We start from the raw sequence: 14,287 nt of genomic DNA on the forward strand, positions 1-14,287 counted from the left end.
GCACCCGATGAGCAAGAAATTTCCTGAATATAAAGGATTGGATTTGGCAAAAGTGGCTGATGAAGTATTGGATTTTTGGAAACAGGAACACATTTTTCAACAAAGCATTACTACACGCGAAGGCAAGGAGCCCTATATCTTTTTTGAAGGACCACCATCAGCAAATGGTTTGCCCGGAATTCACCACGTGATGGCGCGTGCCATCAAGGACATCTTTTGCCGTTATAAAACCCAAAAAGGATTTCAGGTACAGCGCAAAGCAGGCTGGGACACACACGGCCTACCCATTGAGCTTGGAGTGGAAAAGGAATTGGGAATCACCAAAGAAGACATCGGAAAAAAAATTAGTGTTGAAGACTACAACGCCGCCTGTAAAAAAGCCGTGATGCGCTACACCGATGTGTGGAACGACCTTACCGAAAAAATGGGCTATTGGGTCGATATGAGTGACCCTTACATCACTTACAAGTCCAAGTATATGGAAACGGTGTGGTGGTTGCTTAAGCAAATTTATAATAAAAATTTACTATACAAAGGTTACACAATTCAGCCCTATTCCCCTAAAGCGGGAACTGGATTAAGTTCACACGAGCTCAACCAACCGGGAACTTATCAGGATGTGACAGATACTACGGTGACGGCACAGTTTAAAGCTGTAAAAAACACCTTGCCTGAGGTTTTACAAGGCTTTGGAGCTGTTTATTTCCTGGCCTGGACAACCACTCCCTGGACCTTGCCAAGTAATACAGCATTGACCGTAGGACCAAAAATTGATTATGTGTTGGTAAAAACATTTAACCAGTACACTTTTGAGCCCATCAATGTAGTGCTGGCAAAAGCGTTAATTAACAAGCAATTTGACAAAAAGTTTCAACTCGCAGAAACCGAAAGTGAACTAAATGATTTTAAAGAAGGTGATAAAAAAATACCTTTCTTTATTGCTGCCAGTTGCAAAGGAAAAGACCTCGAAGGTATACGATATGAGCAATTATTGCCCTATGCGTTACCTCATAACAATCCTGAAAATGCTTTCCGTTTAATTTCGGGTGATTTTGTAACTACTGAAGACGGTACAGGTATCGTGCATACGGCACCAACATTTGGTGCTGATGATGCCTTGGTGGCCAAACAAGCCGTTCCTGAAGTGCCGCCATTACTGGTAAAAGATGAAAACGGAAATTTGGTACCTCTGGTTGATTTGCAAGGAAAATTCCGTGTTGAACTGGGTGAATTTGCGGGTAAATATGTGAAGAATGAATACTATGACGATGATCAAGCTCCCGAAAAATCAGTGGATGTAGAACTAGCCATCAAACTTAAAGAAGAAAACAAAGCTTTTAAGGTTGAAAAATACGTGCACAGCTATCCCAATTGCTGGCGTACAGACAAACCCATTTTATACTACCCACTCGACTCGTGGTTTATAAAAGTCACTGACTTTAAAGACCGTATGTTTGAGTTAAACAAAAGCATCAACTGGAAACCCAAAGCCACAGGCGAAGGTCGTTTTGGAAACTGGCTGGCCAATGCCAACGACTGGAACCTTTCCCGCTCGCGTTACTGGGGAATTCCGTTGCCCATTTGGCGCACAGAGGACGGTAAAGAAGAAAAACTCATCGGTTCTGCTGAAGAGTTGAAAGCAGAAATGCAAAAAGCCATCACCGCCGGAGTCATGGAAAAAGACCTTTTCCCGGAGTTTGTTTCAGGGGATATGTCTGAAGATAATTATGAAAAAATAGACCTTCATAAAAACTACGTCGATCAAATTATTTTGGTTTCTGAAACCGGAAAACCTATGAAGCGCGAAAGCGATTTGATTGATGTTTGGTTTGATAGTGGGAGTATGCCCTATGCCCAATGGCATTACCCATTTGAAAATAAAGAAAAAGTGGAAAATACCTGGAGAAAAGCCGATTTTATTGCTGAAGGTGTTGATCAAACCCGTGGTTGGTTTTATACGCTGCATGCTATTGCCACGATGACCTTTGACGATGTTGCTTATAAAAACGTAGTCTCAAACGGGCTGGTTTTAGATAAAAACGGACAAAAAATGTCCAAACGTTTAGGCAATGCTGCTGATCCTTTTGAAACCATTTCTACCTATGGACCAGATGCCACGCGATGGTACATGATCAGTAACGCAAACCCCTGGGATAATCTGAAATTTGACATTGAGGGCATCGCTGAAGTAAGAAGAAAATTTTTTGGAACTTTATATAATACCTATAGTTTTTTCAGTCTATATGCCAATCTGGATGACTTTGATTATTCTGAACCTGATGTTCCATTAAATGAACGTCCTGAGATTGATCGCTGGGTTCTTTCAGAACTGCACACACTCATTGAAAAAGTAGATACTTTTTATAACGATTATGAACCCACAAAGGCCACCCGTGCCATTTCTGACTTTGTACAGGAAAATTTGAGCAATTGGTTTGTTCGTCTTAGTAGACGCCGTTACTGGAAAGGTGATTATGGCACTGATAAAATTTCGGCCTATCAAACCTTGTACAGTTGTTTGGTAAATGTCGCGAAATTGAGTGCACCTGTTGCTCCGTTTTTTATGGACAGATTGTACAAGGATTTAAGTGGTTCTGTCAAAAAGGATGCAGCAAGTTCAGTGCATTTAGCAGATTTCCCAACATTTGATGCGTCCTTTATTGATAAGGCACTGGAAAGCAAAATGCAAAAAGCCCAGACTATTTCATCGCTTGTTTTATCTCTTCGACAAAAAGAAAAAATCAAAGTGCGACAACCCCTCCAAAAAATAATGATTCCGGTATTGAATGAAGCACAGCGTGAAGAGATTTTGGCAATGGCAGACTTGATAAAATCTGAAGTGAATGTCAAAGAAATTGATTTGATTGACGAGGATTCAGGTATTTTGGTAAAACAAATAAAACCAAACTTTAAAGTTCTAGGACCTCGATTTGGCAAAGACATGAAAACAGTAGCAAATGCCATCATGAATTTTGGACAAAATCAGATTAAAGAAATTGAACAACAAGGTGAAATTTCCATAGAAATTAACGGAAAAAGTGTTACTTTGCAGAGCCTTGAAGTTGAAATAAGTTCTCAGGATATTGAAGGGTGGCTGGTAGCAAATAGCGGTGCCTTAACAGTCGCTTTAGATATTACTATATCAGAAGATTTGCGAAATGAAGGGATTGCCAGAGAACTTGTAAACCGCATTCAAAACCTCCGAAAAGATTCAGGATTTGAAGTATCTGATAAAATTGAAATTACAATTCAAAAGAGTGATTTGATCAGTAACGCAGTTAGTAAGAATGCGACTTACATCAAAACAGAAACACTAGCAGATTCACTACTATTAACTGATCACATTCAAGAAGGGCTTGAAATAAATTTTGATGATGTAGAAACCAAATTGGTAATTAAAAAAATATAAAGAACATGAGCGAAGAAACAAAAACCCGATACAGCGACGCTGAACTAGAAGAGTTCAGAGCAATTATTGTTGAAAAAATTCAAAAAGCACAGGAGCAATTAGAACTCATTAAAAGCGCCTATATGAATGATGGTGATAATGGTACAGATGATACCTCGCCCACTTTCAAAGCTTTTGAAGAAGGAAGTTCTGTAATGTCTAAAGAGGCTAACTCTCAATTGGCAATCAGACAGGAAAAGTTCATCAGGGATTTGAAAAATGCATTGGTTCGTATTGAGAACAAGACATATGGTATTTGCCGTGTCACAAAAAAATTAATTTCTAAAGAACGACTCAAACTAGTTCCTCACGCAACACTAAGCATAGAGGCTAAAAACATGCAGATGTAATAAAACGCCTATAAAAATGCGTTTTACTACCTCACAATATTTAATTGCAATACTCTATGACTTTAAAAAAGGCCGGGCTCATCATATTTTTGATTTTGCTTATAGATCAGGTTTCTAAGGTTTATATCAAAACGCATTTTATGCTGGGTGAAGAAATCAAGGTCTTTGAATGGTTTCGCATACTTTTTATCGAAAATGAAGGCATGGCATGGGGAGCCAAAATTCCCGGTGAGTATGGTAAACTAATTCTAACTGTTTTCAGGTTGATAGCTATTGTAGCCATTGGTTACTGGTTATGGGATTCAATCAGAAAAAAAATGTCGCGCATTCTAATTGTTGGCATTTCTCTGATATTTGCCGGTGCAATGGGAAACATCATTGATTCTGTTTTTTATGGAGTGATTTTTGACGATAGTTACCGTAAGGTTGCGACACTCTTTTCAGAAGAAGCTTATGGCACTTTATTTCACGGTAAAGTAGTTGACATGTTATATTTTCCACTCTATAAAGGCTATTTACCTGAGTGGATTCCCATTTGGGGAGGTGATTATTTTACATTTTTTGATCCGGTTTTTAACGTGGCTGATGTTGCCATAAGTACCGGAGTAGGATTGTTAGTTGTTTTCAATAAAAGAGCGTTTCCAAAAGAGACAAAAGAGGAAACAGAAGCACACTCAACTTCTGAAGTTAATTCAAAGGAGCAAGATACTTAAAAGGTTCTTCCGGAATATTTCTCAAAACTGAATATACGATTGCGATTCCAAAATAGACTACAATAAACACATTACTGTAAAACAATTTCACTCTGTGCTTGGTTCCAAAAGCAAAATTTAGATACTCTACAATCAAAGCATAAATCAACAGAGGTATACTCAAAATCAATATGGGGTTGTATCTAAATGCAGCAAAGATTTCAAAATGCATTAAATGGTGAATAGCTCTTTGTGAACCACAACCGGCACAATACAAATCAGTTGTGTATTTTAAAGGGCAGGGCAAAAAAAAGGAAGATTGACTTGGATTGAAAACATAATAAACAAAAAACAATACTCCCAATAAAAGTAGTGGGAGTATGGCTTTTAAAAACGTTTTAGAATTCAGCAAATGCACCACCTACACCAAGTATTATTACAAATAGAACATACAATACAATGCCTATCAGGGCAATAGCAGCACCCCAGATGGAATACTTTTTAGCGTCATCTGCCGCCTTTTGTGCGGCTTCATAATTACCTTGTGCCCAATATGTATTTACATTTGAGGATTTAATAATTGCAACAATTCCAAGGGGCAGGCAACACAAAACAGTGCATAAAATAGCCCAAACTAAATTATTGTCAGGCGGAGTTGAAGGTTGGTTTTCCATGGTTTTTATTAGTTAGAGTTGAAAGACACTAAGATAGGAAAATTTCTAAAAGCAGTAAACTTCTTCAGGAGTAATGCAATAATCTAAAGGGATGTCTGTTTCTGAAACAGCAATAACGGATGATTCAGGAGCAAATAGTGAAAGGCCGATTTTGATAGAATCTTTTTTACAAGAGGCTAAAAATCGATCATAAAACCCTTTTCCATAACCCACCCGGTTTCCCAGTTTGTCATAGGCGAGCAGCGGAATAAATACTACCTCAATTTTATTTTCTGGAAAAGGAATGCCATCTTTCGGTTCAGGAATTCCCCAATTATTTGTTTCAATTTTGGTATTGTCTGTCAACAGAAAGTGACTTAATGAATTTGTCTTTACATCTGTTTTTGGAACGGCAATGTTTTTGTCTTTGCCCTGTAAAATATGAAGGATATATTCTGTGTTTATTTCTCCTTTTTCAGTAATACTTAAAAATATATGGTAGTTGTTGAATTGCCAAATGGGAAGCTTTAGTGCAATGTTTGCAATTTGTATGCTTTTGTCATCAATTTCTTCTATTGAAAATTCACTTCTCAATTGAAGATATTTTTTTCTTAGCGCTGTTTTGTTCATTTTGAATTCAGGTTAAGATACGAGCGTTGAAATGTGAAAAATGGCATCCCCCTGGTGCACAATAGGTGACTGATTTACATTAATTATGTAGCCGTCATTAGGGGCTTTAACTCGCACTTTCATTTCACCGTAAGGATCAGTTATTGAAGCTAAAATATCTCCTTTTTGTACAAATTTATTACAGTTTGCTTTAGTGTGTAACAATCCACTTTTATGTGCTCTTATCCAGGTGCTTTTTTCAATTACAACAGGGTTGTGTTCTTGAGTAGGAATTTTAAATTTATGTTGCAGCATTGCAAAATGATCCAAAAACCTCATTACCCCATGCACACCATATTCAATAATATCCCGATCACAGCTCAATGATTTGCCCCCCTCAAACAACAGCGAAGGAGTTCCCATTTTTAGACAGGTTTGGCGATAGGACTTTTCGAGGGTTTTAGACATCACTATAAAGGGCGCGTTAAATACTTTTGCATATTTTAAGGCCACATAATCATTGGGTGTTACTCTTATTTGAGCTGCATTGAATCTGCTGGCTCCCCCGGTGTGAAAGTCCAGGCAATAGTCTGCGTGTGGTAATATTTCTGTTGTAAAATGATGTGCAACCCGGCTGGCGAGTGATCCTTTTTTTGTTCCTGGGAAAACACGGTTTAAGTCATGACCATCCGGAAATTGTCTGCTCATGGATAAAAACCCAAAAACATTGAGAATTGGAATACAAATAACTGTTCCTTTTTTGGGTTTGTTTATTTTTTTAGCGATGAGTTGTCGCACTATTTCGACTCCGTTTATTTCGTCTCCATGAATTCCTGCAGTAATGAGTATTGTGGGCCCTGGCTTTTGGGCACGTTCAATAATAATTGGAATTTCAACGTTTGTTGCCGTGTAGAGCTTGGCAATATTAAAAAGGATGGTTTTACTTTCACCCAATGCAATATTTTCACCTAAAATTTTCAAGATAGTTGGTTTTTAAATGCTTCTTTCGATGTATCTGATGATACTTTTTGCAATGTCTTTTCCTGTAGCGGCTTCAATTCCTTCAAGTCCCGGTGAAGAGTTTACTTCAAGAATTAACGGTCCTCTGGATGATTGCAACATATCCACTCCGGCAACAGCCAATCCCATAACACGGGCAGCTTTGATGGCGGCATTTTCTTCTTCATCGGTGAGTTCAATTACACTTGCAGTACCCCCTCTGTGAAGATTGGATCTAAATTCACCTTCTTTGCCTTGACGTTTCATTGCACCAACAACCTGACCGTCTACCACAAACGCTCTGATGTCTGCACCGCCGGCTTCTTTGATGAATTCCTGAACAATCACACGGGCTTGTAAACCATTGAATGCTTCAAGAACTGATTCTGCCGCATTGTTCGTTTCGGCTAAAACCACTCCCAGTCCCTGTGTACCTTCTAAAAGTTTAATGATTAGTGGCGCTCCTCCCACGTGTTTTATTACATCCTGGGTGTTTCTAGAGTAGTTTGTGAATACTGTTTTGGGAAGCCCCAATCCTGCACGTGAAAGCACTTGCAAGCTTCTTAATTTGTCTCTGGATCGAACTAAAGCTTGTGACTCGGTGGTTGTGAAAACCCGCATCATTTCAAATTGTCTTACAACTGCGGTTCCGTAGAATGTAACTGAAGCACCAATTCTGGGAATAACGGCATCAGTGTCTTTTACAAGATGCCCTTTATAATAAATGCAGGGGTTCTTTTTTTCAATGACAATATCACATTTAGCGTGGTCAATAATTTCCACGTTATGATTTCTTTTTTTTGCGGCCTCCACGAGTCTTTTTGTTGAATAGAGACCGGGATTACCCGAAAGGATTTTAATGTTCATTTCGTTGTTGTTGTTGTTGTTTGAACGATAAATTAGTTAAACTTGTATCGACTACAAATCTTTTATTTAAAAAAGTTCTGCCTAAAAGCACAGGAAACTTCATTTCTTCCCTGTCTGAAAGGGTTAAAAATATATCGTGATTTTTGTTGAAAAGAGTTATAGTCGTTTTTATTTTGTAGCGTGTTTGTACTGAACCGTTACTGCTTTTGACCCGTGTTGTTTCATAGTTTTTAAAAATGATTTCTTTTCCGTCATAATCGGGATGTTCTTCATCCAAAAAGTTACATTTTAAAACTCCGTTTTCTTCTTTTACATTTTTGCAATGAATTGAGGAGGTATAAGCACCGGTATCAGTTTTTACGGCAATCTGATACAGTTCCAACAATGGAAAATCTGCTTTGTCTATCCTGCCAATTGTTTGTTTCAAAAAAAGTAAATATTTGAGTGCAATATACTAAATAACTTTAGCGATTTTTAATGTAGTACTATTGTTATAAATAAAAAAAGGTGTTGCCTTCCAATAAGATAACACCTTGGTGGTTATGTTGACACAAAAAAGGGCATTAGAGCTTATAATTCAAACCTATCCCCAAAACTTCTCTAATTTGAAAACCTTTCACGGCATTGTCATCATATATCGCCTGAAAAATCACATTTGCAGACAAATAATCATTTACTTTCAGCACCATATTCATTATATAATCTATATCAACGTTTTGAGGGTCTTCAAGATAATTAGAATACAGGTTTAAGATGTTTTCCATCGTCACATTTTCAACTAAATCAAATTTAGCATATCCTGAGACGGATGCTCCAAACTCAAAACGCATTGTTTCATTGGCTTCTACTCCAAAGTATGGACTTAGATTAAAAGCTTCAATTGCTGCAGGGTCGTTGCCAACATCTGTATACCGGCTGTTTACAAAAATCATTCTGGAAGTTGCCGGAGCGATATTCACTTTTAAATTGTCGCTTTTTTTCCAAAGCATACCGGGACCAAATTGCAGATACCCCGGTGACATAAAACGAGTAGTCTCAATTCGAGTAACAGGATTTGTAGAATCATCAAAGTCATATCCCTTTGCAAACTGGGTTCTAAAATTTGTAAAGAAGGAGTAGGCCCAGTTAGTTTCATTAATCTGATATCCTAAAACGGAATTGATTTCGAGACGGTCGTTAGTTTTTCGTTCAAAATCGTCTCCTTTAATTTTTGTTAAACCATAATCACCCATAAAACGATTGTCCCAGGTTAACTTTCCTTTTCGGTAATTCACATCATAGGTAAGTGAAATATTCCCAGCGATATTTGAAGTTCCTCCACCTGTCCATTCAGCATTAAAAGCTGCTTGATTGAACAAAAGTGAAAAGTTACCAGATTTTGTCCATCCGTCTTTTGGTTTATCCTCTTCTTCTTGAGAAAAGCTTGAAATGGCAGTCAAAGCTGCAAAAAGTGAAATAAATATTCTTTTCATGTTTTGTGTTTTATTACAAAAATACATTTTTTAACTAAAGTTATTTATCAGGATTGAATTTTTGAAAAGGTCCTTATTTTCTTTTAAATAATGGTACGCTTGAGCAGGCTTCACCATAAAAAAGGCTTTTAACCAAAGGTTGAATTTTTTGTATCAATAATACCGAAGCATTTTCCGGCACCGGTTTATTTGAACAACCTTTAATGATTACGGGAAGACCTTTTAAATCAGAAAAATCTGTCTGCTGAATGATTTCAGTATACAGGGTGTTTTCTAAATCTGTTAAGCTGCCGACAACTATTTTTTTTGCAAAAGGAGAGAGATAAGTTGTGAGTAGTAAATATGCCCATCCTGGAATGATGGCTTCTGAGCTGCAATTTAAGGCAACATATGTGTTTTTATATTGACTCCAGTCGTAGTTTTTTGCGCTTTCGCGAAAATCTTTTTCCTTTAAAATTAAGCCTTCATAAAGCCAGTTTTTAACATCAAAAACTACACGCTCACCCTCTGGATAGTAATCTTCAAGATTAAGGGTGATCAATTTGCTGTTAGCTACTTTATTGATGATTTCGTCCATAAAACCGGGAAGATGTTTACAACATTCCTAATTCAAGTTTTGCTTCTTCACTCATCAACTCCTGAGACCAGGCAGGGTCAAAAGTAAGCTCTACTTCGGCGTCTTTAACCATTTTTAGTGAAGCAACTTTGTCTCTCACTTCTTGCGGAAGACTTTCTGCTACCGGACAATTGGGGGTTGTTAGGGTCATTATGACTTTTACTTCATAATCTTCATTGACAAAAACATCATAAATCAATCCTAGTTCATAAATATCAACAGGAATTTCAGGGTCATAGATGGTTTTTAAAACCTTGACTATTTTTTCACCAAGTTCCTGGGTGTTAATTTTTTCTTCAGTTTCCATACGTTTTTAATTTAATTGAGATTGATAGGCGAGAGCATACATTTTAAGTTGCTTGATCATCGAAACCAATCCATTGGCTCTGGTGGGTGATAAGTGCTCTTTTAATCCAATTACATCTATAAAGGAGGTGTCTGCATTTAAAATGTCCTGGGGGGTTTGGTTTGAAAACACCCTTAGTAAAAGTGCAACAATTCCTTTAGTGATAATGGCATCACTGTCTGCCGTAAAATATACTTTTCCATCTTTGAATTCCGGAAATACCCAAACTTTTGATTGGCAACCTTTTATCAGATACTCATCTGTTTTATTTTGTTCATCAATGAGGGGCAATGATTTTCCAAGAGAAATCATATGTTCATAACGTTGCATCCAGTCATCAAAAAATGAAAATTCGTCTATTATTTCTTCTTGTATTTCTTTAATTTCCATTGGTTTCTCTAATCTTTGTCGCAGTGAGCAGAAGTGAACGGTCGTTTGCCGAAAAGAACTTTAATTGTCCCTCTTCAAGTGAGAAAGAGCCTGTTTTTTCAAGTGCTTCAGCTATTTCCTTTTCAGCATCCATTTTTCCTTCACAATATTTTTTTGTACTTGCAATATCCCCAAAATTGATGGCATATAAATCTATGGTATAACTGCCAAAAAGGTTATTGCATTCTGTTGTAGCATTCATTGCTTTATTAAGGGCATCAAACCCTAAAACAAGGTTTTTTGAAGAATAACTTTCTTCTAAAACAGTATTAATTTTATAGTTTCCGTTTAACTGCACGTTGCTTGCGGTATTAATTACTTTTTGAGTTTCGTCGCAAGAGCTTGTTAAAAATATCGCTGCGATTGTAATAATTGATAAAAAAGTTTTCATAGTTTTTAAATTTTAGGTTAGCATTTGTTTTGCTTTCTTCACAGCTTTAATCAAAACATCAATTTCGTGAAATGTATTGTAAAATGCAAATGAAGCTCTCACAGTTCCCGGAATGTTATAAAAATCCATTAAGGGTTGAGCACAGTGATGTCCTGTGCGTACTGCTATGCCTAATTTGTCAACTATTGTGCCAATGTCATAGGGGTGGATACCTTGAATGTTAAAAGAAATTACCGAAGTTTTGTTTTTGCCGGTTCCAAAAATTCTTAATCCTTCTATTTCAAGGAGCTGTTCAGTGGCGTACTGAAGTAACTGGTTTTCATATTGAGCAATTTTATCAAAACCAATTTTGTTTAAATAATCCAACGCAACACCATAGGCAATCCCTCCTGCAATATTGGGGGTTCCGGCTTCAAATTTATGTGGTAAATCTGCATAAGTGGTTTTTTCATAAGTGACTTCTTTGATCATTTCCCCACCTCCCTGATAGGGTGGTAGTTTTGAAAGCCACTCTTCCTTACCAAAGAGAATTCCCACTCCTGTGGGTCCACACATTTTGTGAGCAGAACAGGTATAAAAGTCCACATCAAGTGCTTGTAAGTCGGGTTTGATGTGAGCACATGCCTGTGCGCCGTCAATTAAAACAGCTGCTCCGGCGTTGTGCGTGATTTTAATTATTTCTTCAATGGGGTTGATTGTTCCCAGGGCATTTGAAATATGGTTTACAACTACCAGCTTAGTTTTAGGGGACACCATTCTTGAGAACTCATTCATTTCAAGTTCTCCTTCCTGATTTATGGGAAGTACTTTTAAAACGGCTCCTGTTGACTCACAAAGCATTTGCCAGGGCACAATATTGGAGTGGTGTTCAAGAGTAGAGACAATTACTTCGTCACCTTTTTGTAATATGGATCTAAAACCTGAAGCTACCAGATTAATAGCATGTGTTGTTCCAGATGTAAAAATTATTTCTTTTGATTGCCGAACATTGAAATGAACACGAATTTTTTCGCGCGCTTGTTCATAAGCATCTGTTGCTTCCTGTGAAAGCGTATGAACTCCACGGTGTATATTGGCATTGTAATTTGAATAGTAATCAACCAAAGCGTCAATTACAGCCAATGGTTTTTGGGAAGTAGCGGCATTGTCAAGATAAACCAAAGGATATCCATTGACCTTTCTGGAAAGAATGGGAAAGTCTTTACGAATACTTTCAACATCAAAAGGAGTGCTTTTATTTTCCGTCATCATTTCAGAATGGTTTTTATTAAGGAATAAACCTCTTACAGGTTAAACCCAAGGTTCACACCAATTTTTTTAGCGATAAGCTTTGTGATGCGGGCTTTTACTTCGGGAATTTTAACACTGTCTAACACATTGCTGGCAAAAGCATACATCAACAGTGCACGGGCTTCTTTTTTAGCAATTCCTCTTGATCGCAAATAAAATAGAGCCTCTTCGTCAAGTTGCCCAATGGTGCAGCCATGGGAGCATTTTACATCATCAGCAAAAATTTCTAATTGTGGTTTTGAATTGATTGTGGCTTTATCGTCAATAAGGATGTTATTGTTTTGCTGGAAGGCATCGGTTTTTTGAGCTTCTTTTTCAACAATAATTCTCCCGTTAAAGACACCGGTTGATTTTTCGGCAAAGATGCCTTTATAATCCTGGTGACTTTCACAATTGGGTTCTATGTGGTTTACCAGCGTGTTGTGGTCAACATGTTGTTTGTCTTCAATGATTGTAATTCCTTTTAAAGTGGAATTGATGTGTTCCCCTTTTTGGTAAAAATTCAGGTTGTTCCTGATTAGTTTTCCGCCAAAAGAAAAGGTGTGTACACTCACATTGCTACCATCTTTTTGTGATATAAATGTGTTGTCAATCAATGAGGCGCCGTGATTGTCATTTTGAACCTTATAAAAGTCAATTGAGCTGTTTTTGCCTGCAAATATTTCAGAGACCACATTTGTGAACACTGCATTGTCGGTAAGACTTTGATGGCGTTCAATGATTTGAACGTGGGCATTTTCTTCTGCGACAATCAAGTTTCTGGGTTGCAGTAGAAGTGCTGCTTCATTTCCTGTTGCAAAATTGATTATTTCGATTGGTTTTTCAACTTCTCGGTGTTTAGGTATAAAGATATAGGCACCTTCTTTAGCAAATGCAGTGTTTAGCGAGCTCAAACTGTCGCTCTTGGCAACTTTATTGAAATAGTTTTCAATCACTGCTTTGTATTTGGGTTTACTTAAGGCTGATGACATCAAACAAACGTCTACTTTATCGTGTGTGGTTTCAGATAAAAATGAGTTATAAACTCCGTCGATAAACACAATCTTATAAGTGTCTATTTCATGCAGAAAATATTTTTTTACCTCTTTAAATTCAACTGAATTTTCCTTTTTAGGAAAGACGCAATAGTCTTCTTTTAAAACGGAATTGAGCGAGGTGTATTTCCAGGCCTCTTCCTTTTTTGTAGGGAAACCTGTTTCCTCAAATGTTTTGATGGCTTTGTTTCTTATCTCGTGGATATGAGAATCTGCATCGATATAGTCTTCGAATGCAAAAAATGAGGAAACTAATTTATCTTTTAAGCTCATGTTTGTATGATTAATGGTTAAAAGTTTTTGGTTCAAGTATAAACTCTAAAAACCAGAAACAATTATACGGTCTTAGCCTCTTCTTTGATCCAGTCATAACCGCGTTCTTCGAGCTCATAGGCGAGTTCTTTTGTTCCGGTTTTAACTATTTTTCCATCCAAAATTACGTGCACAAAGTCCGGAATTATATAGTCTAATAACCGTTGGTAGTGGGTGATTACCAACACGGCATTGTTATCACTTTTTAGCTTATTGACTCCATTGGCTACAATGCGCAAAGCATCGATATCCAAGCCTGAGTCTGTTTCATCAAGAATTGCAAGTTTGGGTTCGAGCATTGCCATTTGAAAAATTTCATTTCTTTTTTTCTCACCGCCTGAAAATCCTTCGTTGAGTGAGCGTGAAAGAAACTTTCTGTCCATTTCAAATAATGCAGCTTTTTCTTTTATTTTTTTAAGCATTTCATTGGCAGGCATATCATCAAGGCCTTGTGCTTTCCGGCCTTCGTTGATTGCTGTTTTTATGAAATTGGTAACTGATACACCGGGAATTTCCACAGGATATTGGAAAGACAAAAAGATCCCTTTGTGAGCGCGTTCCTCGGGGGCGAGTTCTGCGATATCTTCAGCCTCAAAAAGGATGTTTCCTTCTGTGACATCAAACTCTTCTTTACCAGCTATGACAGATGCCAAGGTGCTTTTTCCGGAACCGTTGGGTCCCATAATAGCGTGTACTTCACCTGCATTAACTTCAAGGTTAATCCCTTTTAAAATTTCGGTATCTTCAACACCTGCGTGTAAGTTATTGATTTTTAACAT

At 37.4% G+C, this 14,287-nt stretch carries 17 protein-coding genes; 3 read left to right on the forward strand and 14 right to left on the reverse strand.

Annotation, left to right across the window (positions count from 1 at the left end; translation table 11 throughout):
- Window positions 1-7: 7 nt before the first annotated feature.
- Genes ileS through IEV69_RS01135 form a run of 3 tightly spaced genes read left to right on the forward strand, consistent with a single transcriptional unit; the run spans window position 8 to window position 4,511 of the window.
- Entirely contained in the window at window positions 8-3,409 is a 3,402-nt protein-coding gene (gene ileS, locus IEV69_RS01125; protein ID WP_188438612.1) for an isoleucine--tRNA ligase, read from the forward strand.
- Between the two features lie 5 nt (window positions 3,410-3,414).
- Complete coding sequence (locus IEV69_RS01130; protein ID WP_188438614.1) at window positions 3,415-3,798, forward strand: TraR/DksA family transcriptional regulator; 384 nt, start codon at window positions 3,415-3,417, stop codon at window positions 3,796-3,798.
- 56 nt (window positions 3,799-3,854) lie between these two features.
- Window positions 3,855-4,511: a lipoprotein signal peptidase gene (locus IEV69_RS01135; RefSeq protein ID WP_188438616.1), complete on the forward strand. Its 657-nt coding sequence runs from the start codon at window positions 3,855-3,857 to the stop codon at window positions 4,509-4,511.
- On the opposite strand, the gene IEV69_RS01140 is transcribed toward IEV69_RS01135, so the two are convergent.
- The 14 genes from IEV69_RS01140 to sufC all read right to left on the reverse strand — a co-directional run bounded on the left by IEV69_RS01140 (window position 4,486) and on the right by sufC (window position 14,287).
- On the reverse strand, window positions 4,486-4,797 hold the full coding sequence (locus IEV69_RS01140) for a DUF2752 domain-containing protein (RefSeq protein ID WP_188438617.1): 312 nt from the start codon (window positions 4,795-4,797) through the stop codon (window positions 4,486-4,488). The genes IEV69_RS01135 and IEV69_RS01140 overlap by 26 nt on opposite strands.
- Before the next feature lie 91 nt (window positions 4,798-4,888).
- Window positions 4,889-5,164 carry a CD225/dispanin family protein gene (locus IEV69_RS01145; RefSeq protein WP_188438619.1) on the reverse strand — a complete coding sequence of 92 codons (276 nt, stop codon included), beginning with the start codon at window positions 5,162-5,164 and terminating at the stop codon, window positions 4,889-4,891.
- A gap of 45 nt (window positions 5,165-5,209) precedes the next feature.
- On the reverse strand, window positions 5,210-5,773 hold the full coding sequence (locus IEV69_RS01150) for a 5-formyltetrahydrofolate cyclo-ligase (protein ID WP_188438621.1): 564 nt from the start codon (window positions 5,771-5,773) through the stop codon (window positions 5,210-5,212).
- Between the two features lie 12 nt (window positions 5,774-5,785).
- The gene (locus IEV69_RS01155; protein WP_188439006.1) at window positions 5,786-6,736 is read right to left on the reverse strand and encodes a succinylglutamate desuccinylase/aspartoacylase family protein; all 951 of its coding nucleotides are present in this window, start codon (window positions 6,734-6,736) and stop codon (window positions 5,786-5,788) included.
- Window positions 6,737-6,745: 9 nt separating this feature from the next.
- Entirely contained in the window at window positions 6,746-7,618 is an 873-nt protein-coding gene (gene rimK / locus IEV69_RS01160) for a 30S ribosomal protein S6--L-glutamate ligase (protein ID WP_188438623.1), read from the reverse strand.
- On the reverse strand, window positions 7,608-8,045 hold the full coding sequence (locus tag IEV69_RS01165; protein WP_188438625.1) for an ATP-dependent zinc protease family protein: 438 nt from the start codon (window positions 8,043-8,045) through the stop codon (window positions 7,608-7,610). Before IEV69_RS01165 ends, rimK begins: the two co-directional genes overlap by 11 nt.
- A gap of 136 nt (window positions 8,046-8,181) precedes the next feature.
- Window positions 8,182-9,090 carry a DUF3078 domain-containing protein gene (locus IEV69_RS01170; protein WP_188438627.1) on the reverse strand — a complete coding sequence of 303 codons (909 nt, stop codon included), beginning with the start codon at window positions 9,088-9,090 and terminating at the stop codon, window positions 8,182-8,184.
- Window positions 9,091-9,163: 73 nt separating this feature from the next.
- Window positions 9,164-9,667: a DUF2480 family protein gene (locus IEV69_RS01175; protein WP_188438629.1), complete on the reverse strand. Its 504-nt coding sequence runs from the start codon at window positions 9,665-9,667 to the stop codon at window positions 9,164-9,166.
- 16 nt (window positions 9,668-9,683) lie between these two features.
- Window positions 9,684-10,013: a DUF59 domain-containing protein gene (locus tag IEV69_RS01180; protein ID WP_188438631.1), complete on the reverse strand. Its 330-nt coding sequence runs from the start codon at window positions 10,011-10,013 to the stop codon at window positions 9,684-9,686.
- 6 nt (window positions 10,014-10,019) lie between these two features.
- Complete coding sequence (locus tag IEV69_RS01185) at window positions 10,020-10,442, reverse strand: SufE family protein (RefSeq protein WP_188438633.1); 423 nt, start codon at window positions 10,440-10,442, stop codon at window positions 10,020-10,022.
- On the reverse strand, window positions 10,432-10,872 hold the full coding sequence (locus IEV69_RS01190) for an META domain-containing protein (RefSeq protein WP_188438635.1): 441 nt from the start codon (window positions 10,870-10,872) through the stop codon (window positions 10,432-10,434). The genes IEV69_RS01185 and IEV69_RS01190 overlap by 11 nt, the downstream gene beginning before the upstream one ends.
- Window positions 10,873-10,884: 12 nt before the next feature.
- A complete protein-coding gene (locus tag IEV69_RS01195) occupies window positions 10,885-12,123 on the reverse strand; it encodes an aminotransferase class V-fold PLP-dependent enzyme (RefSeq protein ID WP_229741253.1) in 1,239 nt (412 codons plus the stop codon).
- Window positions 12,124-12,155: 32 nt separating this feature from the next.
- Window positions 12,156-13,469, reverse strand: a complete 1,314-nt coding sequence (gene sufD / locus IEV69_RS01200; protein WP_188438637.1) for a Fe-S cluster assembly protein SufD — start codon at window positions 13,467-13,469, stop codon at window positions 12,156-12,158.
- Window positions 13,470-13,531: 62 nt separating this feature from the next.
- Window positions 13,532-14,287, reverse strand: a complete 756-nt coding sequence (gene sufC / locus IEV69_RS01205; RefSeq protein ID WP_188438639.1) for a Fe-S cluster assembly ATPase SufC — start codon at window positions 14,285-14,287, stop codon at window positions 13,532-13,534.

It is taken from the genome of Planktosalinus lacus (assembly GCF_014640155.1).
GTDB classification, from domain to species: Bacteria; Bacteroidota; Bacteroidia; order Flavobacteriales; family Flavobacteriaceae; genus Planktosalinus; species Planktosalinus lacus.